Raw genomic sequence first — 22,158 nt, 5'->3', positions numbered from 1 at the left:
CCTAGTTAATTCAGGCTTGGCAGGGTCAGACCATCATCAGCAACACGGCAACGAAGATGCTGCCGGCGGAGAAGGTCATGGTCCGAGACGACCAGGTGTTGAACCAACGTTGAAAGCTGGCCAAATCGCGGGTCAGTTTGGTGTCTTGGCGGGTCCAGGACTGTTGATCAAGGCGGAAGAACACGTAGATCTTCACCAGCGCGCCCATGATCTGGTTGTAATAGAGAATCAGCGGGTAGGCCGGGCCGATCTTGTGGCCGGAGCACGACAACAGCAGGGTGAGGATCAGGCGGGTGATGCCGATCCACAGCAGGTAGGCGAGGATGAACGCGCCGCCATACTTGAAGGTGGCGATCATGGCCACAGTCAGGCCGAGCAGGGAGGTCCACATCGACACGCGCTGGTCGAACAGCACCACGCTGGTGAACAGGCCCAGGCGACGCACGCCCAGGCCCAGGGCACGGGAGTTCTGGCGCAGGTTGTTGCCGTACCAGCGGAACATCAGTTTGCGGCTGGCCTTGATAAAGCTTTTTTCCGGCGGGTGTTCCACGGTGTTGATGGCGGCGTCCGGCACGTAGAAGGTGTCGTAGCCCAGGCGCATCAGGCTGAACCAGCTGGACTTGTCATCGCCGGTGAGGAACTTGAAGCGGCCCAGGCGCCAGTGTTGCAGCGAGTCGCTTTCCACGTCGGCGATAAAGCCCGGGTCAGTCACTACGCTGGCGCGGAACACCGACATGCGCCCGGTCATGGTCAGCACGCGCTTGGACAGGGCCATGGAGCACATGTTGATGTGGCGTTGGGCGAAGCGCAGTTTGTGCCATTCGCTCATGATGTAGCCGCCGCGCACTTCGCAGAATTCGTTGGTGGTCAGGCCACCGACATTGCCGAACAGCTGGAACCACGGCACGGTCTTGCGCACCACGCCTTCGGCCAGCACGGTGTCGCCATCGATCACGGCAACCACGGCGCGGTCGTCCGGCAAGTGGCGGGAGATGGCGCGGAAACCAAACGCCAGGCCGTCACGCTTGCCAGTACCGGCGATACGCACGAAGTCGAGCTTGACGTGAGCCGGCGGGTTGAGCTTTTCCCAGAGGCTTTTCACCAGCAGCTCATCGGACATTTCCACCAGCGAGCACACCACGGTGGTCGGGAAGCCGCATTCGATGGCTTCGCGAATCACCGAGCTGTAGACCTGTGCGGTGGTCAGCGCATCGATACGAAAACTGGTGACCATCAGGAATACATGGGACGGGTCGGCGGCCTTGCCCAGCTTGCGCACTTTGCGGCGCAGGTGCGGGTACACCACGTACAGGAACAGCATGCCGCGAAAGAAATGCGTCGCACCCATCGAGTAGCGCCAGATACCCACAGCGCCAATCAGGAAAATAAAATTCTTCGATTGCGAATCGAAGGTACTCGCCGGCAACAGCAGGGCGAGACCCATCAACAGGCTGAGGAATAACAGCCAGCCGGCCGATTGCAGAAATACATGTTTTAACTTGGACATAAGCGTCATCCGGAAGGGGAGGAGGCTTCAGGCTACAAGCGCTTTTGCAAGCCGCTGGCAGCCTGAAACTTGCCGTTGCTGTTACCAGCAAATACCTTCAGTACGGCCACTCACGCTGGTGGCCTTGGACATGAAGCCCACCAGGTCGACCACTTGCTTGCCTTCCGGAGCGTTATGCGCCAGGGCGCGGAACTTCTCGTCACGGTTACCGAGGATGATCACGTCGGAGTTGTTGATCACATCATCGAAATCCGAGTTGAGCAGGGACGACACGTGCGGGATCTTGCCTTCGATGTAGTCCTTGTTCGCGCCGTGCACGCGGGCGTATTCGACGTTGCTGTCGTAGATGCTCAGGTCGTAGCCCTTGCCGATCAGCATTTCCGCCAGTTCTACCAATGGGCTTTCACGCAGGTCATCGGTACCGGCCTTGAAGCTCAGGCCCAGCAGGGCGACTTTGCGCTTGTCGTGGCTGGAGACGATGTCGAAGGCGTTTTGCACCTGGGATTCGTTGCTGCGCATCAGCGAGTTGAGCAGTGGTGCTTCCACGTCCAGGGAGCCGGCGCGGTAGGTCAGGGCACGCACGTCTTTTGGCAGGCACGAACCGCCGAAAGCGAAGCCTGGGCGCATGTAGTACTGGGACAGGTTGAGGGTCTTGTCCTGGCAGACCACTTCCATCACTTCACGACCGTCAACGCCGACGGCCTTGGCGATGTTGCCGATCTCGTTGGCGAAGGTGACTTTGGTGGCGTGCCATACGTTGCAGGTGTACTTGATCATCTCGGCAACGGCGATGTCCTTGCGGATGATCGGCGCGTCGAGTTCTTCGTACAACGACTGCAGGACGTCGCCGGAGGCTTTGTCGAACTCGCCGATAACGGTCATCGGTGGCAGGTCGTAGTCGGCGATGGCAGTGGATTCACGCAGGAATTCCGGGTTGACCGCAACGCCGAAGTCGACGCCGGCTTTCTTGCCGGAGCAGTCTTCCAGGATCGGGATTACCACGTTGGCGACGGTGCCCGGCAGTACGGTGCTGCGCACCACGATGGTGTGGCGGGTGGTCTTGTCACGCAGCACAAAACCGATCTCGCGGCATACCGACTCGATGTAGTTCAGTTCCAGGTCGCCGTTCTTCTTGCTTGGCGTGCCGACGCAAATCATCGACAGGTCGGTATCGCGAATCGCCTCGGCGAAGTTGGTAGTGCCACGCAGTCGGCCCGTCTGGATACCCTGGCTCAACAGGTCGCCCAGACCCGGTTCAACAATCGGCGACTTACCGGCATTGATCAGGTCGATCTTTTCCTTGGAAATGTCTACGCCGACCACTTCGTGGCCACGGGCAGACAGGCAACCGGCACACACTGCGCCAACGTAACCCAAACCAAATATGCTGATGCGCATCGCAATTACCTCTTTGTTTAATTCATGCCATTAAATGGCCGGAGTTCATGTTTGCAAGCGTCACTGATGCCGCGAAAGTTAGGCGAATAGACGCCGACTTACCGCGTGCAGGCATGTTGAATAACGAGTGACTAACTATTGCACTCAAGTTGTGCGCAACGAGGCCTTATTATTGGGGCTTGCCCTGAAATGCAGCCGTGCTTCCTTGGAGGAAGGCTCCGGCGCCGGTGCGGCAAGGTTTTGATGTAGGCAAAATGCCTTTTTTATCAATGCCTTGTGTGTTTGCACGGGCTCATTTAGGTCAGCGCTGCCTTGGCCTGCAGGGGATAGCAATGCGTACTTATCGCCACCCTTAACTCGATCAGTTGATGTTATGACCATAGAACCAAAGTGCTTTATGACAACTTGGCTACTTCCGTTGGTCGTTATGTAAGTCATCTCTTACGTAAGCAGAGAATTTCGTTACCGGTGGTATGAGCGGTGCTTCAGGACGAAGTTCCGGGCCACTCATCCCCTTTCCCGAAATTTTTTGAAATATTAGAAAAGATGGCACTGGTACTATATTGATAGCACTTGCTATTTAGACCAGTAGTTATGGGGAGTTGGTGCGAGGGGATAGTTTTGTGCCACTACCGTTTAAAAAAAGTGGTGCCACTACGAAAAAAACCGACGGGTGTCGAGTGAAAAAATCGTTAGGGTTGTGTCTTGATGTTTTTCTGGCGCCAAATAAATGACGATCGATGGCGTGAAATGCAGGCAAAAAATGTGGGAGCTGACTTGCCTGCGATAGCGGTGTATCAGCGACATGTGAGTCGGCTGACCCTCCGCTATCGCAGGCAAGCCAGCTCCCACAGTTGATTTTGGTGGCTGTACAGGCCTTATTCCGGTGCGTGTTCGCGCAAAAACACCAGGTTATCCGGCTTGGATTGCTCCGCATTGAAGCGGTAACCCTGCACATCGAACTGCTTGAGCTTCGCCGGGTCGTTGATGCGTTCTTCAATCACAAACCGGCTCATCATGCCCCGGGCCTTTTTCGCGTAGAAGCTGATGATCTTGTACTGGCCGTTCTTCAGGTCCTTGAACTCGGTGTTGATGATCCGTGCGTTCAGGGCTGTGCGCTTGACCGCCGAGAAGTACTCGTTGGAGGCCAGGTTAAGCAGCACATCGTCGCCTTGTTCGGCCAGGGCTTCATTCAACCATTCGCTGATGCGTGTGCCCCAGAACGCGTAAAGGTCCTTGCCGCGGGCGTTGGCCAGCTTGGTGCCCATCTCCAGGCGATACGGCATCATCAGGTCCAGCGGACGCAGCAGGCCGTACAGGCCCGAGAGCATACGCAGATGGTCCTGGGCATAGCTGAAATCGGCCTCGCTGAAAGTCTCGGCATTCAGGCCGGTATACACATCGCCCTTGAACGCCAGCAGCGCCTGCTTGGCGTTGGCCGGAGTGAAGGCCGGTGTCCAGCTGCCGAAGCGCGCGGCGTTAAGGCCACCGATCTTGTCGGAGACGTGCATCAACTCACTGATTTGCGCCGGGCTCAGTTCGCGCAGTTGCTCGATCAGTTCCTGGGAGTGGTCCAGGTATTGCGGCTGGGTGAAGCGCGCAGTGACCGGCTTGGACTCGAAGTCGAGGGTTTTGGCGGGGGAAATCACCATCAGCATGAAGTTGGCTCCTGGAATCGTGGCGTGTAGCGTGGGCGCGATTCTAGGGGGTTGGGCGTTTTGACTCCACCTATGATGGTGATAGGCACATTATAGCGGCCGAGGTAGCCGTAGCGTTCGTCGTCCTTGTGCTGGTTTTTCGGGTCTTGGTCGCCGGTAGCGGTGTGCTGCTGGTTGTAGCGCGGGTGTTCGAAGGTGTAGAGCAGACCTTCCTCGCCGGCCTAGATTTCGCAGCGGATGTCGGATGCTAAGCCAGCATGCTGGTGATGATGTCGGGCACGGTCTGGTTCTGGAAAGTTCGCCAGTTGGAGCGCAGGTTGAAACGCGCCAGAGTCGGTTCGACCACGGAGGTGTAGCGGGTACGGCTAAAGCTGTTGTCACCCGGCTGCCAGGTCGAGCATGCGGTAGACGTGGTGATCTGATACTCGATTTCCTGTGCAAGGATTTTCGTCCTCGATGCTTTCAGTTATCGAGAGGAAACTCTTTTTTGAATTTATCAATAACATTATTAAAGTGTTCATTATTTGGTTCGATGAGAGTAGCAGGGAGCTGAGCTAGTGGGTGTTGCATTAGTGGGTGATCAAAGCTTGATGGATTTTTAAGGTTAGCCCACTCCCGGATTCTGAGAAATGCAAGAATTTCGTATGGGAAGAGCATGCGTTCTTCATAATCAAATTCAAGCACGTTATTCTGTTGTGGTGTTCTTGCATTTGAAAGGTGAAAGTCCGCCATTGAAGAAATTAATACTTGTAAGAGTGCCTGGTCTGCAGTGTCCCAGTTAATGAGGGCTTGCTGGTATGGGGAGAGTTCTGGTGGGTATGAGTATGGTGATGTGTCTATGTCTTTGTTAGTGCTTTTTGCGTAGAGCTCTATCAGAAACCAGAAGTGGCGAAATAGCGTACCTACTTGATATTTCTCATTGTTCTGGAAGTTCAGTAGTGGCGTATCTAGACCCCTTATTATTATGTTGAATAGTAGGGCACATTGATTCTTCCAGCCCGAAATTGCTGCCAGGGAAAGTGAAAGCACTGACACTGCCGGGAGAATTGATCCGCCTTTTCCGCTATTGGCCAGTGTTTCTTTCAGCTCAACCATTTGGCCATAATAGAACGATGCATTTGCCAGTTCTTTAAAGTCGTGGTTGTTGTTAAGTGCAGTGCTTTCATAGTGAATTAGATGCCAGGTTGCTAGATTTTCGGCTTGATCTCCTAAGGTGTGCGCAATATCTTGTCCATTCAGGTAGTCGGTAAATGCCCTTGCCGGCTCATCTAGAAATAGTTCTTTTGGTGTGGGAGTGCTGATCCAGTTATTTATCCATTTTCTGACTTTTTTATCAAGCTTAATTGTATTTGTAATTGAATTCATTTGTTATGTCCTTGTTGCTAGGTTGTAAGTTTTGCCGATCGCTTGGGAAGCTTGCTGCATCCTTTCTTAAGATTATCTAAAAATACATCATACTTTTCGTGTGCCGGAGGAAGTTTGTTTTTTTGCATCTTGTAACCAGCCTTGTTGTTTCGAACATTGTGCATCGTAGTCGGAACTTTGCTGTAGTTACCGCTCCACTGATGGTTACGCTGCGGTTGCCACCGATGCTGATGGTTTCGTTCTGGCCGACGTCCTCCGCGCGGTGGTTGCCGATTGAGATGGTTGCGTTGTGCTCGACCCGCTCCTTGCGGTCCTTGCCGACGAAGATGCCGTTGTTGTTTTTGATAGGGACGTCGTTATTTTTTTGGCATGGATAAGCACCTCTTGGTGCCCCAGCTCATCCTCAAAGCGCAGCTCATTGAAGCCATCGCCTTTATGGGTTCGGCTCTTGATGGTGATCCGCGTCTTGTGTTTGGGCAGCTCATACGGCGGCAAATTGGTCACGCGGTAGTTGCGGCCCGTGGTGATGGGCTGGTCGGGGTCGCCATCCAAAAAGCTGATGATCAGTTCCTGATCCACACGCGGCAGGGCCATGGCGCCCCAGGTCGCACCGGTCCAACCCTGAGCCACACGCATCCAGCACCTACTCTGGTCGTTGTTTTTGTCCGAGCGGTCCCACGTGAACTGCAATTTTACCCGCCCCCCTACATCGCAACATTCTTCGGCGGCGAGGCGGGCGATGAAATCGAGGTCGGTTTCACCGGCCTGAACGCAGTATTCGCGAGGTTGGTGTTCGAAGCAGATTTCGCTGCGGATGTCGGTCAGTTTCTGCTCGGCCAGCATGCTGGTGATGATGTCGGGCACGGTCTGGTTCTGGAAAGTTCGCCAGTTGGAACGCAGGTTGAAACGCGCCAGATTCGGTTCGACTACGGCGGTGTAGCGGGTGCGGCGAAAGCCGGTGTCGCCTTGTTGGAACAGGCTAACCAGGCCGTAGACGTAGCGCACCAGGGGGGGCAACCGCCGGTTGCCAAATATGTGTGGCTTTCATGAAGAGTGCGCAATCAATATTAATACCAATCGATTTGTGGTGTTTCACCTAGATTGTGTTTTATCCATGTTTCACGCCTTTCGGAACTTAAGCCGAAATCGGAAATGTCTTCGTACCCTAAATCAAGACTCATTTTAAGGTCTTTGGAAAGGTGAAAGGTGGCGGTGGTCCATGGTGAATTAGTGTCCTTTTTGTATATACGTCGAAGTGTTTGGAAGTGTTCTTCCAGTTCTTCTATATTCTTGTTTATGTAGCCGTAACTGCCTTGAGGCTTTTTGTAGAAGATACTTATGCTCCAAACGTCTTCAATCATCTCGGTTTTTATCCATGCTTCTATGAAGTCATCAGGCACGGTGTCAATTAAAAATTGACCGATTAGAGTATAGACTTGCTCTTGTGGTGGTAGGTTCTCTTGCATGAATTACTCCTGGCTATCCGCCATACTTATTTGCATAGGTTATTGGGTCTTGTGGTATGCCATCTATCCATTGCTTAATTGTTACTTTGTCGGATCCGAGTGAGTCTCCATTGTATCTTGGGTTTATTTCGATGCGTACATCTTTGTTGTCTTTTAATGCTTTTTCCCAAGATTTTTCTAGCTTTTTGTAGGCGCTGTTATTGAAATTGCCATTTTGTGCAAAATGGTTCATCTCGTCAGTCGGGCCGTCAAACCGACGTCCTACGAAATGCCCGCCTTGGTCATCAGGTAGTCGATCTTTTCCTCCTGCAGTTTTTTGGGCATTTTGGTTTCTCGTCTGAGACTTGTTTAGCGTTAAAGTGCCTTCAACTTTTGTCACTCGTCCATGACTGTCAAGCTGATATGTGTATCCGTTTTTTGTATGCGTAGTCGGCCTTTGTGGTTGTATCTTTGCGCCGTTGTCTGCTTTTGGGGCTAGAGGCTGTTCCGACGCATGTCGTTCTGCTGCATTTTTTGAAAGTCGTTCCGATGCCTCTTTTTCCCCACGTTCCGCTGACTCTTTTATTGCTCTCTGCGTTGCCTGTTGCGCGGCCTCTGATCCGAGACGGTTCGCGCCCTTGCCAACCAGCACACCTCCCTTTATTGCATCTCCCACAAATGGTATCGCCGCGACTGCGCAGAGGCCAGCATTGACCGCATCGCCCTCTGCCGCATAGATCCCTGCGTTGATCAGGTCCGGGATAGCCCCCAGTCCAGGCACGAAGCCCAACGCGTCCAAGCCGCCGTGAACCCGTGGGCTCGCGCTGCCCCACCAGCCTTTTTCCGAATCTGTTTCGGCCTTGATCGGCGGATTGGCCTGCGCGGCGGGGACCGCAGCGGGTGCGGTTTCTCCCACCACGCGGCCAATGGTATTGCCATTGGCGTTCGTCCCACCGGGAGTTCGATTCAGGCGTGGATGAGGGTAGTCGGGCAGGGGAACAGGTAGTGCTTCTTTTTGTAGCGCCACATACTCGGCATAGGTCATTTCCTGTTGGGTCAGGAGCGTCGCTCCTTCATAGACCTGAACAGTCACGCCCCAGCCGTTCTCAAAACTAGCGAAGACCTTGCCGCCATAAGGTACGAAGGACCTGTTGACGTTGATCTCTAATGGCTCCGCCATGCTCTAGACCCCATTCATCCAAAACATGTCGTCATGGCGCACCACCAACTTGCCTTCGGCGCGTACGCTGCTGCTCTTCTCCAACGGGTAGCATTTGCCGCCGACTGTGTTGCTCTTGATGCCTTTGGCAGCGCCGGCTCCATCACCCTTGGTAGTCGGTACCAGGCTCTTGTCGAACACCACCACTGGCCTGCCGTTGGCACGTACCGATTTGGCCACGCCGGTGGCAGTTTTCAGCTCGGCAGTGACCGGGTAGGGCACCGGTGGTATGGCGCTGCCCATCGGCGTCTTGCACACGTCGGGGACGATACTGACGACCTTCCATTTGCCTTGTTTGCGAGCGATGACGTTATCGTCCTTTGTTGATGCAGTTACGATTGCGAACTTCCATGCGTAGGAGGTTTGAAGGTCGTGAACGCAACCGATTAGACTCGGCCAACACAAGCCGCCCGTATCCATGTCCGATCTGGTTACGGCAACTCGATCTGAATGAATCGTTGAATATGCCTTTTGGCTTAAAAGCAGGTCACCCACTAAATGTTATCAATGTGTTCAAATATATCCCACTTAGCTCCGTCAAATCTAAGTAGCTCTTTTGCAGCTAGGGCCCATAACACTCCATTTTTGCTCTCAATGGTGTCTATTTCTCTTATTTTGTGAGCGTTATGTATGTCTAGGGGGATGGGCTTGCCATCAATTATTGTGTATATGCCGTCACTGGCTCCGATATAAAACGTGTTTTTGTAATTGGTTATGGAATAGAAATCGCAATCCATGTTCTTTCTGTGATGAACTTTGAAACCCGTGTGGGCATTCCCACAAAGAAGAGTTCCTCTGGAGCCGACGATCCAAATTTCTTGTGGTGACATTACGTGCATTCCATATAGACATGCTTTGGTCACTGCTGGCAAGGTTGACCAGTTTATTCCATTGTAATAGGCGATGAAGCCATCATCGCCTATTGTATAAATTTCGGACTCGCTGCTGCCGTTTATATCAAGAAGGTCAATGCTTTCTGGAGCTGGCGCAATCAAATTTTTCGAGTGCTTGTCGTTCGGAGCTTGGTTAAAGATTTTTGAGTGGGGCTGGAGAATGCCGTCGTCGAAATGTTTCCAATTGCTAGATGAATCTTTCTTGTAAATTTGACCATGATATCCACAGGCATAAATCGACTCTCCTATGCAGCGGATGCGGCTCATGTAACCAAAATTTTGACCATGGCCGGAGAGCCCTGCATCTAAGATTCTATCGATCCTGCTCCCGTCTCTGCTGTAATATTCCACTTCGCCTTCCTCACTAAGCGCGCAAACTTGTCTGGGTGAGTTTTTTGTTTCTGGGATGAGGCAAGTTGATACGACTCTCCATCTGTTTAAGTCGTGATGGAACCATTTTTGTGCCGTCTGATCTTGATAGAAAAACAGTCGAGAAAATGGCGTGTCCCTGTCAAGAGAATCTAGGGTGCATGCCATATAATACATATTCTTATCAATGGCTGTCCCGGCGCCCATGGTTACTTTCGAATGTGCTCTTACTTTCATTGTTTACTCCTTTAAAAGGATCCTGGTCCGCCGGAAGATTTGGAACCATAAATTTCCTTTGGGATTGTTTTTGCGAATCTTCCATACGGATCAGCCCTAACGATGAAGTCTGGCCCCATTCCTTTAGCTTGGTGGTAAGTTCGAAGTTGCAATAATAGATCTTTTTGCCTGCAACCTGTTACCTTGCTGGCTGCCTTTGCACCAAGTGTTTCAAGTGCTATCAAGGGCGCGGTACCTTTAGGGGTGCTGATTAACGCTAACTTGTGCTCATCGGCATCGTAATATTTATGAATACGGCCATGCTCATCTTGTCGCCCCTTACCCCTAACACAAATTACCAAACCTTCTGAGTTGTTGAGACCTCCAGGAATTCGATCAGGGCCAGATGGATTCCCAAGTCGAAACGCTCGGTCTGGTACTACGTGGTGCCCGGTTAAAGGGGTGCACGGTGATTTTCCATTGATTTTATAAGGTCGCAGTATACATTTGCTTCTGCCCTTGGCTTTTGCTTGCCCTCTTCCTATTTTGCTAGAAGCTCTTTCAAGTTTTCCGGCATGCTTTCCGACTAGTACACCTCCTTTGACGACACCTCCTGCGAAAGGGATCATAGCGAGTGCTGAGGTCGCAGCGCCAGTATAGTCACCCCGTACGATGCTGATCGCGGCGCTAGCTCCACCGGTCACGATACCTAGTCCCGGTACAAGGCTAGCTACATCTAGACCAAGTTGCACTCCATCAAGCACTTTATCTGTCGTGCTGGTCTCTTCATCTGTCTCGTTGTCAACGGAAGGGTTTGCCTGTGCAGCAGGAACGTCAGTAGATGCTGTTTCCCCAACTACACGCCCAATGTGTTTCCATTTGAATTCGTCCCGCCAACGGGGTTTTCTTTATTGGGATGGGGGTAGTCTGGGAGTTCATATTCAGGGACCCTTTCGCGAAATTTGTCATATTCTTCATGAGTTAGTGCTTGCTGGTATTGGATTGCGTTTCCGTCCCAGATCTGCACAGTTACACCGCTACCGCTTTCGAATGTTGCGATACTTTTGGTATCACCAATTGGGCGCTGAAATTTCCTGATATTTATGTTTAGGGGCTCAGTCACACACTACACCCCGTTCATCCAAAATAGATCGCCATTGCGCACCATCAACTTGCCTTCAGCTTTCACGGTGCTGCTTTTCTCCAAGGGGTAGCACTTGCCACCCACTGTATTGCTCTTGATACCTTTGGCGGCACCGGCTCCATCACCTTTGGTGCTGGGAACCAGACTCTTGTTGAACACCACCACCGGTTCGCCGTTCACACGTACCGACCTGGCCACGCCAGTGGCGGTTTTCAGTTCGGCGGTGACGGGGTAGGGAACGGGTGGGATGGCGCTGCCCATCGGGGTTTTGCACACGTCGGGGACGATGCTGACGACCTTCCATTTATCTTGCCTGCGGGCGATGACGTTGTCGGCCATGTCAGAGCATCTCCTTGGCTGTGCGCTTGATCAGCAGTGCGTTCGGATCCGTCTCGAAGCGCGCTTCCAATACGCGAATGCCCAGGTGATTGGGCAGGCTGATGCGGTGGGTCAGCGCCAAGGTCATGGCTTCGGTGTCGATGCGCAGGGTGTCGGTGAGCATGGGCAGCGGCAGCATGGCGCCGTTGTGCAGGCGCATCAGGACAAACGGGCGATGGCCGGGCAGTTCGACGCACAATGTGCCATCGGGCGTAAGGCCAGGGGCGGTCAGGTTGAACAGTTCAAGACGAAACGCGGGCGGCGGAAATTCGATCTGTTGATCAACCGGCGCACCGTTCCAGTAGGCAAAGTCGAAATCCCGTGGCAAGCCCGGCCAGCGTTCCCGCTGCCAGTCCTCGTCATAGCTCCCGGCCAAGGGCAGGCGAGGCGCCCAGGCACGCCCAACCACGCCGAATCCAACCGGTTGGTTTTTGTAGCTGGCCGCGAGCTGCGCCATGCCACGGGCGTCAAGTTGATCCTCGGGGTGTTTGACCCGATCCAGACGCCACACCGGTTTGTCGATGGGCTCTATCTGTGGCGCGCGGAGTTCGCGCAGCGGCTTGTCCAGTTGATAGCCAAGGTCTTCTTGACGCTTGTCGATCCAGCCGCAGCCCAGTGGGTTGCTGTAGCAAACTTCGTTGAGCAGATAGGGCGGGGTGTTTTCATCAATCGCGTGCTCGGGATTAGGCACTACGCTGCTGCCACCGAAGGCATATTCCCAGCGCAGCGGAACACACGTTGCGGGCTGAGGCTCGGACAATTGCCAGCCGCCGAACAAGCTGTGACGGAAGTGGCGAGGGCCGGTGAATTTCAGGTGCTTGTCCAACAAGTAATGGCGCCTCGGCGCATCGGCCCGACGCTTAAAAGCTTCTTGCCGGGCGGCTTGCCATTCCATTAGCTGGTACTCGGTCAGTCGTTCGCCGGGACTCAGCGGCGTCGGCAGGGGCACCTCGATGCTGGGCGGCGGCGCCAGCGGAGCACTGATGCGCAGCCCGGCGGTCCACTGCGTTGCTGGTTGGCCTTGTGGCGCATGAGCATGGCCCGCAACGATCACATCACAGCGTGGTTTGAATGGCGCCAGGTCGCTTTCCTCGCAGACGCTTCTTGCCCCTTCCTCGCCGTAGTAGCGATCAGCGGTGCATAGGGCCAACGGATCCTCATCCAGTACCTCGGCCCGAAACTGCCCCGGTTGGTCGTCAATGGGTATCAACCGATAGCCCACCTTCAAAACCAGCACCGGGTACTCTTGGTCGTCCATGCCCAGGGCACTGAAACACAGCGCATCAAAAGGCGTCAGATTGCGAAATTCCATGACGCCCCCTAGTTGATATCCACGTCTTTGCCGTTGATCTGCACCGCGCCGCTGGCGCTGAAATCGAAGGTGCGGCCATTGATCAGTACGGTGCCGTCGGACTTCATTACCAAGGTGGATTTGCCCACCGTGACCTTGAATTCATCCCCCGCGTCGATGGTGAATTTCTTGCCCACCGCCACCGATTTGTGGATGCCGACCTGCTCGCTTTGGCTCAGGCCCACGGTAGTGTTCATGGCCGCGCCAACGCTGGTTTGGTAGGCCGCGCCAATGGTCAGCGCCTTGGCCAAACCGATGGTTTCGGCTTTGGCCAGCTTGATGGTCTCTGCCTTGTTGCCACCGATGGTTACGCTGCGGTTGGCACCGATGCTGATGGTTTCGTTCTGGCCGACGTCCTCGGTGCGGTGGTCACCGATGGAGATGGTTTCGTTGTGCTCGACTCGCTCCTTGCGGTCGTTGCCAACGAAGATGCCGTTGTTGTTTTTGATGTGGACGTTCTTGTCCTTTTCGGCATGGATGAACACTTCCTGATGCCCGAGTTCATCCTCAAAACGCAGCTCATTGAAGCCTTCGCCTTTATGAGTTCGGCTTTTGATGGTCATCCGTGTCTTGTGCTTGGGCAGCTCGTACGGTGGCAGGTTGGTTTGCCGGTACGCCCGACCGATAGCGATAGGCTGATCGGCATCGCCATCAAGGTAGCCGATGATCAGTTCCTGACCCACACGTGGGATGGCCATGGCGCCCCAAAGCTCTCCCGCCCAGCCTTGAGCCACACGAATCCAGCATGAGCTGTGATCGTTGTTTTTGTCCGAGCGATCCCACGGAAACTGAACTTTCACCCGGCCCCATTCATCGCAATAAATCTCCTCCCCTGGCGGCCCAACCACCGTGGCAATCTGTGGGCCGTCGATGCAGGGTTTGGCACGCAGCGGCGCCTTCCAATCCGAGGTCCAGCGGATGGCGGTGGCGGTCATTTCATAAGACGTGCCGTGGTCGCTGCCGAACGCCTCTTCCTCCAGGCTGGTGTGCTGTTTGCCTTCGTGGGTGATGGCGATGGTGCGCCAACGGTCGTTGAAGTCTTCGCGGGGATGTTCGTTGAGGTCGAACGCCAGCCCCGGTTGCAGGCGCGCGTCGTCACCGGCCAGGTGCGCCAGTTTGGCGTCATTGCGCAGGGCGGTGAGGCGCGTTTTGGTGAAGGGCTTGCCGGCGATGTCGCGCTTGTAGCGGCCAGGGTAGTCGTAGCGCTCGTAGTCCTTGTGCTGGTTTTTCAGGTCCTGGTCGCCGGTGGCGGTGTGCTGCTGGTCGTAGCGCGGGTGGGTGAAGGTGTAGTCGCGCTGCACCTGGCGGGCGATGCGTACTTGTTCTGTGTAGTGGAAGCGGGTCAAGGCCGGTTCTGTGGCATCGCCGCCGGCCATGGGTTGGTAGATCACGGGGCAATGTTTGTGCGTGCCGATGGTGCCCAGGCCACCAACACGGTCGGTGAGGACGAGGGTGTGGCCGTCGTCGCGGTGTTCGAAGGTGTAGAGCAGGCCTTCTTCGGCAGCGAGGCGGGCGATGAAATCGAGGTCGGTTTCGCCGGCCTGTACGCAGTATTCGCGGCGTTGGTGATCGAAGCTGATTTCGCGGCGGATGTCGGTCAGTCGGTGCTCGGCAAGCAGGCTGGTGATGATGTCGGGCACGGTCTGGCCCTGGAAGATGCGCCAGTTGGAGCGCAGGTCGAAACGCGCCAGGGTCGGTTCGATGACGGCGGTGTAGCGGGTGCGATGGAAGCCGGTGTCGCCCTGGGTGAATAGGCTGACCAGGCCATGAACGTAACGTACTGGGGTTTCATCACGCCATATGGTGAATAACCCAGCCAAGTCGAGTACCCGATTGAAGTCGATGGCCGCGTTGTGGCTGGCCAGTTGCAGTTCCAGTTTGAACGGCTGTGACAGGCCTTCTTCAAGCGTGAAGGACACCACATCGAAGGCATCGCCTTTCAAGGGCTCGAACGTGAAGCGCATATCGCTTTGGCGGGGCATGGAACTTCCTTCTTTCCAGTTGACCCGCCAATTGCAATTGCCGTCAGCCGGGACACGATGGGGAACATGCTGCTCGCAGAGCCGCAGATGGGCCGATCTTAGGAAGCCGTAAGCGAGCCCTTCAATAGGGTGGAGGGAATCAAGAGGTCTCTTACTTATTGGAGGGGCAATAGCTGTAGGACTTATCCATCATGGCCAGCCAGAGGCCCGTCGAACCTGGCCAATGCCATCTGGGCGGACGTGATCAGCTATAGTGGCCGACGACTCTGCAGAGGGAGACCCCGTGTGCGATTAGCGCTTTTATTGTCCGCTTGCCTGCTGTGCCTGAATGCCCAGGCCGCGCCGGTGGATGTCGCCAGCCTCGACCGCAACACCTGGCCGGAAAAACTCAGCAGCCCGGCGCTGTTCGATGTGGCCTCGCGGGCGGAAATCCTGATGTTTGCCCATGGTTTAATCGCCAGCGAAGCCCAGGACGAAACCGCGCTCAAGCAACGGCTGGGGCTTAAGATCATCAACCTGGCCGCCATCGATGACCTGCGTCGCCAGCTCTGGCAACGGCTGTTGGAGAACTACACATTCGCCCAGCAGAGCTGCGAAGAAGATGCCTCGTTCTGCTACCTGGTGGAAAACATGGACGATCTGCGCGAGCAGGCCGGCAAGTTCGAGGTCAGTGACAACTCTTTCTATATAGGCTGGGCTGCCCCCAGTCGGCACTTTCACGAACGCTATCTGGACGAGTTGTTGCGCAAGGCCGCGCTGTTTCCGCAGATCAGCAGTGAAGTGGCGCGCTTTGGCGATCATGAGCGCAATGGCGACGAGCTCAACGATCGCATGTTCTTGCTGACCTTCGACGGCGGCCCGGCATTGGTGGGCGGCCATACCGATTGGATGGCCGACTACCTGCGCAAGCAAAAGATGAACGCCGCGTTCTTCGCCCTTGGCAGCAGTTTGCAAAGCCGTGTGGAGCGCAGTTCTGTCGCGGATGTGCAGGCGCTGTATCAGGGGCAGTGCGTGGGTATCCAGGGGTGGCAATACCGTTCCCATAGCCATTGGGTTGACTGGCAAAGCTCCATCACCCGCAGTGCCGCGCTGGTGCAAAATCTGCTGCCGGAAAACTATGTGCCGCTGTTCCGTCCGCCCTATGGGCAGCGCCGTGCGGACAGCCAGGGCTTCTTCCAGCAACAGGGTTTGCAGGTGGCGTTATGGGACATCGATTCCCAGGACGAGCCGGGCAAGCTCAAGGCCGATGAGTCGGCGCAACGGGTGCTGACATTGATGCTGCTATGGCGCAAAGGCGTGATCGTGTTTCACGACACCCAGGACAAGGCGCGGGTGGCATTGCCGATGGTATTGCAGGCAACGGCGCAGAGTGGCCTGGGTTGGCAGGAGTGTCGCGAGGCATTTCGATGAAGTGCCCGGCTTTGCTGGGGATGGGGTGTTTTCGGGGCGATTTGCTGCGACATTTCGATGCAGGCGGACTTCCGACTTTAACGGGGTACATGGTACTCGGCTAGTGCTATTCGTCATCCTGAAAAATAAACTTCAAAAAAGCGTCAAAGTGCTTTTTCCTGTCATGGGTTTTGCGGTATTACGAAGTCAGACCGCCGAAACCTGCAACACAGGTGGCGTCTTCCAAGACTCCGCATGTGGGCACTGCACTTGACGTCCCTCAGGTGCATTCGGTGGTCGAATCGAGGCGCAGCACCGCCCAGGTATTGCGTCGACTGGCTCCCACAAAGGTGACCGAGTATGGATGATCATGGACGTAACCCTTCTTCCGACCAGCCAATCCTTTATGTGCTTGATACCAACGTATTGATTCACGATCCAAACGCATTGCTTAACTTTGAAGAACACCACGTCGCCATTCCGATGATCGTGCTTGAGGAGCTCGATAAACTCAAAAGCGGCCACCACAGCGTTGCCGCCGAATGCCGCCAGGCCATCCGCCTGATCGACAAAACCCTGGGCGAAGCCTCGCCCGAGGACGTTGAGGTCGGTGTGCCGATCCAGCGTGGCAAAAGCGGGCCCAAGGGCTTGCTGTCGATCCTGATGAGCAAGCGCAGCGAGCCCAACAGCCTGCTGCCGGAAAACCTGAACGACAATAAAATCATCAACCAATTGATCGACCTGCACGCTCGCGACAAGGACCTGCGCGTAGTGCTGGTGACCAAAGACATCAATATGCGCCTCAAGGCACGAGCGTGTGGGATCGCTGCCGAGGACTACAGTACCGACCAACTGGTCGACGATGTGTCGATGCTGTCGCGGGGTTATCACATGATGACCGGCTCGTTCTGGGACCGTGTCAGCAAGGTCGAAACCCGTCAGGACCATGGCCGCACCTGGCACCAGGTGCAATTGACCGACAACCTGCCGGCCGTGCATATCAATGAATTCATCGTCGACGAGCAGGGCTTCGTGGGCTGGATCAAAGAGATCCAGGTCGACAAGCTGCTGATTCTCGACCTGCATCAGGAACCCCTGTTGCACCAGGAAGCCTGGGGCCTGAAACCGCGTGATATCTACCAGAGCCTGGCGCTGTATGCGCTGCTCGATCCGGACATTCACCTGGTCAACCTGACCGGCGCCGCAGGTTCGGGGAAAACCATCCTCGCCCTGGCCGCCGCCATCGAACAAACCATGGTGACCAAACGCTATCGCCGCATCATCGCCACCCGCAGCGTGCAGGGCCTGGACCAGGAAATCGGCTTTTTGCCCGGCACCGAAGCGGAAAAAATGGAGCCGTGGCTGGGGGCGATCACCGACAACCTCGAAGCCTTGCACATGGATGACGAAAACACCCATGGCAGCGTCGACTACATCCTCAGCAAAGTGCCGTTGCAGTTCAAATCACTCAACTACATCCGAGGTCGCAGCTTCCAGCAGAGCCTGATCCTGATCGATGAATGTCAGAACCTCACACCGCACCAGATGAAAACCATCATCACCCGTGCCGGCGCCGGTTCCAAAGTGGTGTGCCTGGGCAACCTGGCGCAGATCGACACCCCTTACCTGTCCGCGACCAGCTCCGGGCTGACCTACCTGACGGAACGCTTCAAGGATTTCCCGAACGGCGTGCATATTGCGCTGCAGGGTGTGCCTCGCTCGATTCTGGCTGAATACGCCGAATCTCACCTGTAACCGCCTACTCACCAAAAAGTGGCTAAGTGCCACGAACTGCCCCGGATTTTTCACGAAGTCCGGGGTTTTTGTTGTGCGCGACATTTGTCTGCGATAACGCGTCCTGGGTGCTTGTGGTTTTTGTAATTATTTTGTTACATTTTTTCTTGCGGTAAAAAACAACAAGAACTCTGCGTGACCCCCGTCGGAGCACTCCTCCTTGATTCGACGAACGTTTTGAAGACCTGTCTAGGTTCTTCACCGTGACCCTGCCTATTACAAAAGCCCGATACATCGCTCATTGACGACGCACATATCCAAAGGGAAAGGAAAATGGACGTAGCAGGTAATGGCTTCACTTTGTCGCAACACAAGCACGCCACTCGTTTCAAGCAGATGCCTCTAACACCCATCGCGCTCGGCCTGGCTCTTTGGCTGGGCCAGGGAACCATGGCCTGGGCCGAAGACAATCCGTACACGTCTCAAGTACTGGAATCGGCATTCCGCAGAGCCGTCGCCTCGTTCGGCCCCGGCACCGACGTGTACAAGAATCTGCGGTTTGCCTACTCGGATATCGTCGACCTGGCGGCCAAGGACTTCGCTGCCCAGTCCGGCAAGTTCGACTCGGCCCTCAAACAGAACTACGAACTGCAACCCGAAAACCTCACCATCGGTGCCATGCTCGGCGATACTCGGCGGCCACTGGATTACACCTCGCGCCTGGATTACTACCGCAGTCGGCTGTTCAGCAACAGCGGCCGCTACACCACCAATATTCTCGATTTTTCCAAGGCCATCATCGCCAACCTGCCGGCCGCCAAACCTTACACCTACGTAGAACCGGGCGTGAGCAGCAACCTGAGTGGGCAGTTGAATGCAGGCCAGTCCTGGGCTGGCGCAACCGGAGACTGGAGCGCCAACGCGCAAACCTGGAAGACCCCGGAAGCCCAGGTCAACTCCGGCCTGGACCGCACCAACGCGTATTACGCCTATGCCCTGGGCATCACTGGCAAGGGGGTCAATGTTGGCGTGCTTGACTCGGGCATCCTCACCGAACACTCCGAGTTCCAGGGCAAGAACGCCCAGGGCCAGGAGCGGGTACAGGCGGTGACCTCCACTGGGGAGTACTACGCCACTCATCCACGCTACCGTCTTGAAGTGCCCAGCGGCGAGTTCAAGCAGGGTGAACATTTCAGTATTCCCGGGGAATATGATCCGGCGTTCAATGATGGTCACGGTACGGAAATGTCCGGTGTGCTCGGCGCCAGCCGCAACGGCACCGGTATGCACGGGATCGCCTTCGAAGCGAATATCTTTGTCGCCAATACCGGCGGCAGCGACAACGACCGGTACCAGGGCTCCAACGACCTCGACTACAACGCGTTCATGGCCAGCTACAACGCCCTGGCGGCAAAGAACGTGGCGATCGTCAACCAGAGCTGGGGGCAAAGCTCGCGCGATGACGTGGAGAACCACTTTGGCAATGTTGGCGACAGCGCCGCGCAAAACCTGCGTGACATGACCGCCGCCTATCGCCCGTTCTGGGACAAGGCCCACGCCGGGCGCAAAACCTGGATGGACGCCATGGCCGATGCGGCCCGTGAGAACACCTTTATCCAGATCATCTCGGCGGGCAACGACAGCCACGGTGCCAACCCGGACACCAATGCGAACCTGCCGTTTTTCAAACCGGATATCGAAGCTAAGTTCCTCTCCATCACCGGCTACGACGAGACCAGCGCCCAGGTCTACAACCGCTGCGGCACCTCGAAGTGGTGGTGTGTGATGGGCGTTTCGGGCATCCCGTCCACAGGGCCTGAGGGTGAAATCATGCCCAACGCCAACGGGACCTCCGCGGCTGCGCCGAGTGTTTCCGGAGCCTTGGCCTTGGTGATCCAGCGCTTTCCTTACATGACCGCCAGTCAGGCGCGGGATGTGTTGCTCACCACCTCCAGCCTGCAGGCGCCGGATGGCCCGGACACACCTGTCGGTGAGCTGACGGGCGGCCGCACCTACGACAACCTGCAACCGGTGCATGATGCCGCGCCGGGCACGCCGCAAGTGCCGGGTGTGGTCAGCGGATGGGGCTTGCCCAATCTGCAAAAAGCTATGCAAGGGCCGGGGCAGTTCCTGGGTGCCGTGGCGGTGGCCTTGCCTACCGGTACCCGCGATATCTGGGCCAACCCGATTTCCGATGAGGCCATTCGCGCCCGCGGTGTAGAAGACGCTGCCGAGCAGGCCGTTTGGGCGGCGACCAAGCAGCAAAAGGGCTGGCTCAATGGCCTGCCCGCCAGTGCCTCGGCCGACGATCAGTTCGAATACGAGATCGGTCATGCCCGGGAGCAGGCGATGCTCACCCGTGGCCAGGACCTGCTCACCGGCACCACCTACGTCGGTAGCCTGGTCAAGTCCGGAGACGGCGAGCTGGTATTGGAAGGCCATAACACCTATTCAGGCAGTACTTGGGTACGCGGTGGCAAATTGTCGGTGGACGGTGCGTTGACCTCGGCCGTGACGGTGGATGGCAGTGCCGTGGGCACCCGTAATGCGGACAATGGCGTCGTGACCACAGTGGGCGGCATCCTGGCCGGCAACGGCACGGTGGGCGCCTTGACGGTCAACAATGGCGGGCGCGTGGCGCCGGGGCATTCGATTGGCACACTGCGCGCTGGCGACGTGACCTTCAATCCAGGCTCGGTGTATGCCGTCGAAGTCGGTGCCAATGGCCAGAGCGACCAGATCCAAAGCAGTGGCGTGGCCACGCTCAATGGCGGTGTGGTGAACGTTTCCCTGGAGAACAGCCCCAACCTGCTGTCTGCCAGCGAGGCGCGCAGCTTGCTGGGCCAGCAGTTCACCATTCTCAGCGCCAGCCAGGGTATCAATGGTCAGTTTGCGGCGTTCGCGCCCAACTACCTGTTCATCGGCACGCAACTCGCTTACCAACCGAACCAACTGACCCTGGCGATTGCGCGCAACCAGACCAGCTTCGCCAGCGTCGCACAGACGCGCAACGAACGCGCGGTGGCGACGGCGGCGGAGACACTTGGGGCTGGCAGCGCGGTATACGAAAGCCTGTTGGCTTCCGATTCCGCCGCCCAGGCTCGGGATGCATTCAAGCAATTGTCGGGGCAACTGCATTCGGATGTTGCGGCGGCGCAAATGGCCGACAGTCGATACCTTCGCGAAGCGGTCAATGCTCGTCTGCAGCAGGCCCAGGCACTGGACTCCAGCGCGCAGATCGATAGCCGTGACAACGGCGGCTGGGTGCAACTGCTCGGTGGGCGCAATAACGTCAGCGGTGATAACAACGCCAGTGGCTATTCCTCGTCCACCAGTGGTGTGTTGCTGGGGCTGGATACCGAGGTCAGCGACGGCTGGCGCGTAGGGGCGGCGACCGGTTATACCCAGAGCCACCTCAATGGCCAGTCGGCTTCAGCGGACAGCGACAACTATCACCTGTCGGTGTATGGCGGTAAGCGCTTCGAGGCGATTGCCTTGCGCCTGGGTGGCGCCACCACTTGGCACCGTCTGGATACTTCGCGGCGGGTGGCTTACGCCAACCAGTCGGACTACGCCAAGGCCGATTACAATGCGCGCACCGACCAAGTGTTTGCCGAGATCGGCTACACCCAGTGGACACCATTCGAACCCTTCGCCAACCTCACATACCTGAACTATCAGAGCGACTCGTTCAAGGAAAAAGGCGGTGCTGCAGCCTTGCATGCCAGCAAGCAAAGCCAGGACGCGACACTTTCTACGGTGGGCCTGCGTGCGCATACGCAGTTGCCGGTCAGCTCCACCTCGGCAGTGACGTTGCGTGGTGAGCTGGGTTGGGAGCATCAGCTCGGTGATACCGATCGCGAAGCCTCGCTGAGGTTTGCCGGCAGCGACACCGCTTTTGCCGTCAACAGCGTACCCGTAGCCCGGGATGGCGCGGTGATCAAAGCCAGTGCGGAAATGGCCCTGACCAAGGACACCCTGGTGTCGTTGAACTACAGCGGCTTGTTGTCCAACCGTGGTAACAACAACGGGATCAATGCCGGGTTTACCTTCCGGTTCTAACCCAGGGTATTGCACTCACTGTAGGAGCGAGCTTGCTCGCTCCTACAG

Annotated in this window: 15 protein-coding genes and 1 pseudogene; 3 read left to right on the top strand and 13 right to left on the bottom strand. The window is 56.2% G+C overall.

Annotated features, from left to right (window positions below):
• Positions 1–25: 25 nt before the first annotated feature.
• From alg8 to TX23_RS06550, 13 genes and pseudogenes are all read right to left on the bottom strand, one after another.
• The gene (alg8, locus tag TX23_RS06605) at positions 26–1,507 is read right to left on the bottom strand and encodes a mannuronan synthase (protein ID WP_167346924.1); all 1,482 of its coding nucleotides are present in this window, start codon (positions 1,505–1,507) and stop codon (positions 26–28) included.
• Positions 1,508–1,588: 81 nt separating this feature from the next.
• Positions 1,589–2,905, bottom strand: coding sequence for a nucleotide sugar dehydrogenase (locus tag TX23_RS06600; RefSeq protein ID WP_057701519.1), 1,317 nt, complete (start codon positions 2,903–2,905; stop codon positions 1,589–1,591).
• A gap of 878 nt (positions 2,906–3,783) precedes the next feature.
• Positions 3,784–4,563 (bottom strand): peroxide stress protein YaaA, encoded by a 780-nt coding sequence (yaaA, locus tag TX23_RS06595; protein ID WP_057701518.1) that lies wholly within the window; start codon positions 4,561–4,563, stop codon positions 3,784–3,786.
• A 247-nt stretch (positions 4,564–4,810) separates the two neighbouring features.
• Positions 4,811–4,909: a contractile injection system protein, VgrG/Pvc8 family gene (locus tag TX23_RS28375; protein ID WP_244885944.1), complete on the bottom strand. Its 99-nt coding sequence runs from the start codon at positions 4,907–4,909 to the stop codon at positions 4,811–4,813.
• 116 nt (positions 4,910–5,025) lie between these two features.
• Positions 5,026–5,928 carry a hypothetical protein gene (locus TX23_RS06590; protein ID WP_057701517.1) on the bottom strand — a complete coding sequence of 301 codons (903 nt, stop codon included), beginning with the start codon at positions 5,926–5,928 and terminating at the stop codon, positions 5,026–5,028.
• A gap of 76 nt (positions 5,929–6,004) precedes the next feature.
• A pseudogene (gene tssI / locus TX23_RS28370) lies at positions 6,005–6,933 on the bottom strand (type VI secretion system tip protein TssI/VgrG).
• A 62-nt stretch (positions 6,934–6,995) separates the two neighbouring features.
• Positions 6,996–7,394 (bottom strand): immunity protein YezG family protein, encoded by a 399-nt coding sequence (locus TX23_RS06580; protein WP_057701515.1) that lies wholly within the window; start codon positions 7,392–7,394, stop codon positions 6,996–6,998.
• 13 nt (positions 7,395–7,407) lie between these two features.
• On the bottom strand, positions 7,408–8,553 hold the full coding sequence (locus tag TX23_RS06575) for a DNA/RNA non-specific endonuclease (protein WP_057701514.1): 1,146 nt from the start codon (positions 8,551–8,553) through the stop codon (positions 7,408–7,410).
• Positions 8,554–8,556: 3 nt separating this feature from the next.
• The gene (locus TX23_RS28670; RefSeq protein ID WP_269835566.1) at positions 8,557–9,012 is read right to left on the bottom strand and encodes a DUF4150 domain-containing protein; all 456 of its coding nucleotides are present in this window, start codon (positions 9,010–9,012) and stop codon (positions 8,557–8,559) included.
• A gap of 74 nt (positions 9,013–9,086) precedes the next feature.
• Positions 9,087–10,091 (bottom strand): beta propeller repeat protein, encoded by a 1,005-nt coding sequence (locus tag TX23_RS06565; RefSeq protein ID WP_057701513.1) that lies wholly within the window; start codon positions 10,089–10,091, stop codon positions 9,087–9,089.
• Positions 10,092–11,196: 1,105 nt separating this feature from the next.
• Positions 11,197–11,553 (bottom strand): DUF4150 domain-containing protein, encoded by a 357-nt coding sequence (locus TX23_RS06560; protein WP_057701512.1) that lies wholly within the window; start codon positions 11,551–11,553, stop codon positions 11,197–11,199.
• Between the two features lies 1 nt (position 11,554).
• Complete coding sequence (locus TX23_RS06555) at positions 11,555–12,904, bottom strand: DUF2169 family type VI secretion system accessory protein (RefSeq protein ID WP_057701511.1); 1,350 nt, start codon at positions 12,902–12,904, stop codon at positions 11,555–11,557.
• 8 nt (positions 12,905–12,912) lie between these two features.
• Positions 12,913–14,925: a type VI secretion system Vgr family protein gene (locus TX23_RS06550; RefSeq protein WP_057701510.1), complete on the bottom strand. Its 2,013-nt coding sequence runs from the start codon at positions 14,923–14,925 to the stop codon at positions 12,913–12,915.
• A gap of 285 nt (positions 14,926–15,210) precedes the next feature.
• On the opposite strand from TX23_RS06550, the gene TX23_RS06545 reads away from it, so the two are divergent.
• The 3 genes from TX23_RS06545 to TX23_RS06535 all read left to right on the top strand — a co-directional run bounded on the left by TX23_RS06545 (position 15,211) and on the right by TX23_RS06535 (position 22,110).
• Positions 15,211–16,335: a polysaccharide deacetylase family protein gene (locus TX23_RS06545; RefSeq protein ID WP_057701509.1), complete on the top strand. Its 1,125-nt coding sequence runs from the start codon at positions 15,211–15,213 to the stop codon at positions 16,333–16,335.
• A 339-nt stretch (positions 16,336–16,674) separates the two neighbouring features.
• Positions 16,675–18,069, top strand: a complete 1,395-nt coding sequence (locus tag TX23_RS06540; RefSeq protein ID WP_057701508.1) for a PhoH family protein — start codon at positions 16,675–16,677, stop codon at positions 18,067–18,069.
• A 312-nt stretch (positions 18,070–18,381) separates the two neighbouring features.
• A complete protein-coding gene (locus TX23_RS06535) occupies positions 18,382–22,110 on the top strand; it encodes an autotransporter domain-containing protein (RefSeq protein ID WP_057701507.1) in 3,729 nt (1,242 codons plus the stop codon).
• Positions 22,111–22,158 lie beyond the last annotated feature (48 nt).

The sequence above is a fragment of the Pseudomonas paralactis genome, from assembly GCF_001439735.1.
Classification (GTDB): Bacteria; Pseudomonadota; Gammaproteobacteria; order Pseudomonadales; family Pseudomonadaceae; genus Aquipseudomonas; species Aquipseudomonas paralactis.
This window is presented reverse-complemented; position numbering and strand designations above follow the sequence as displayed.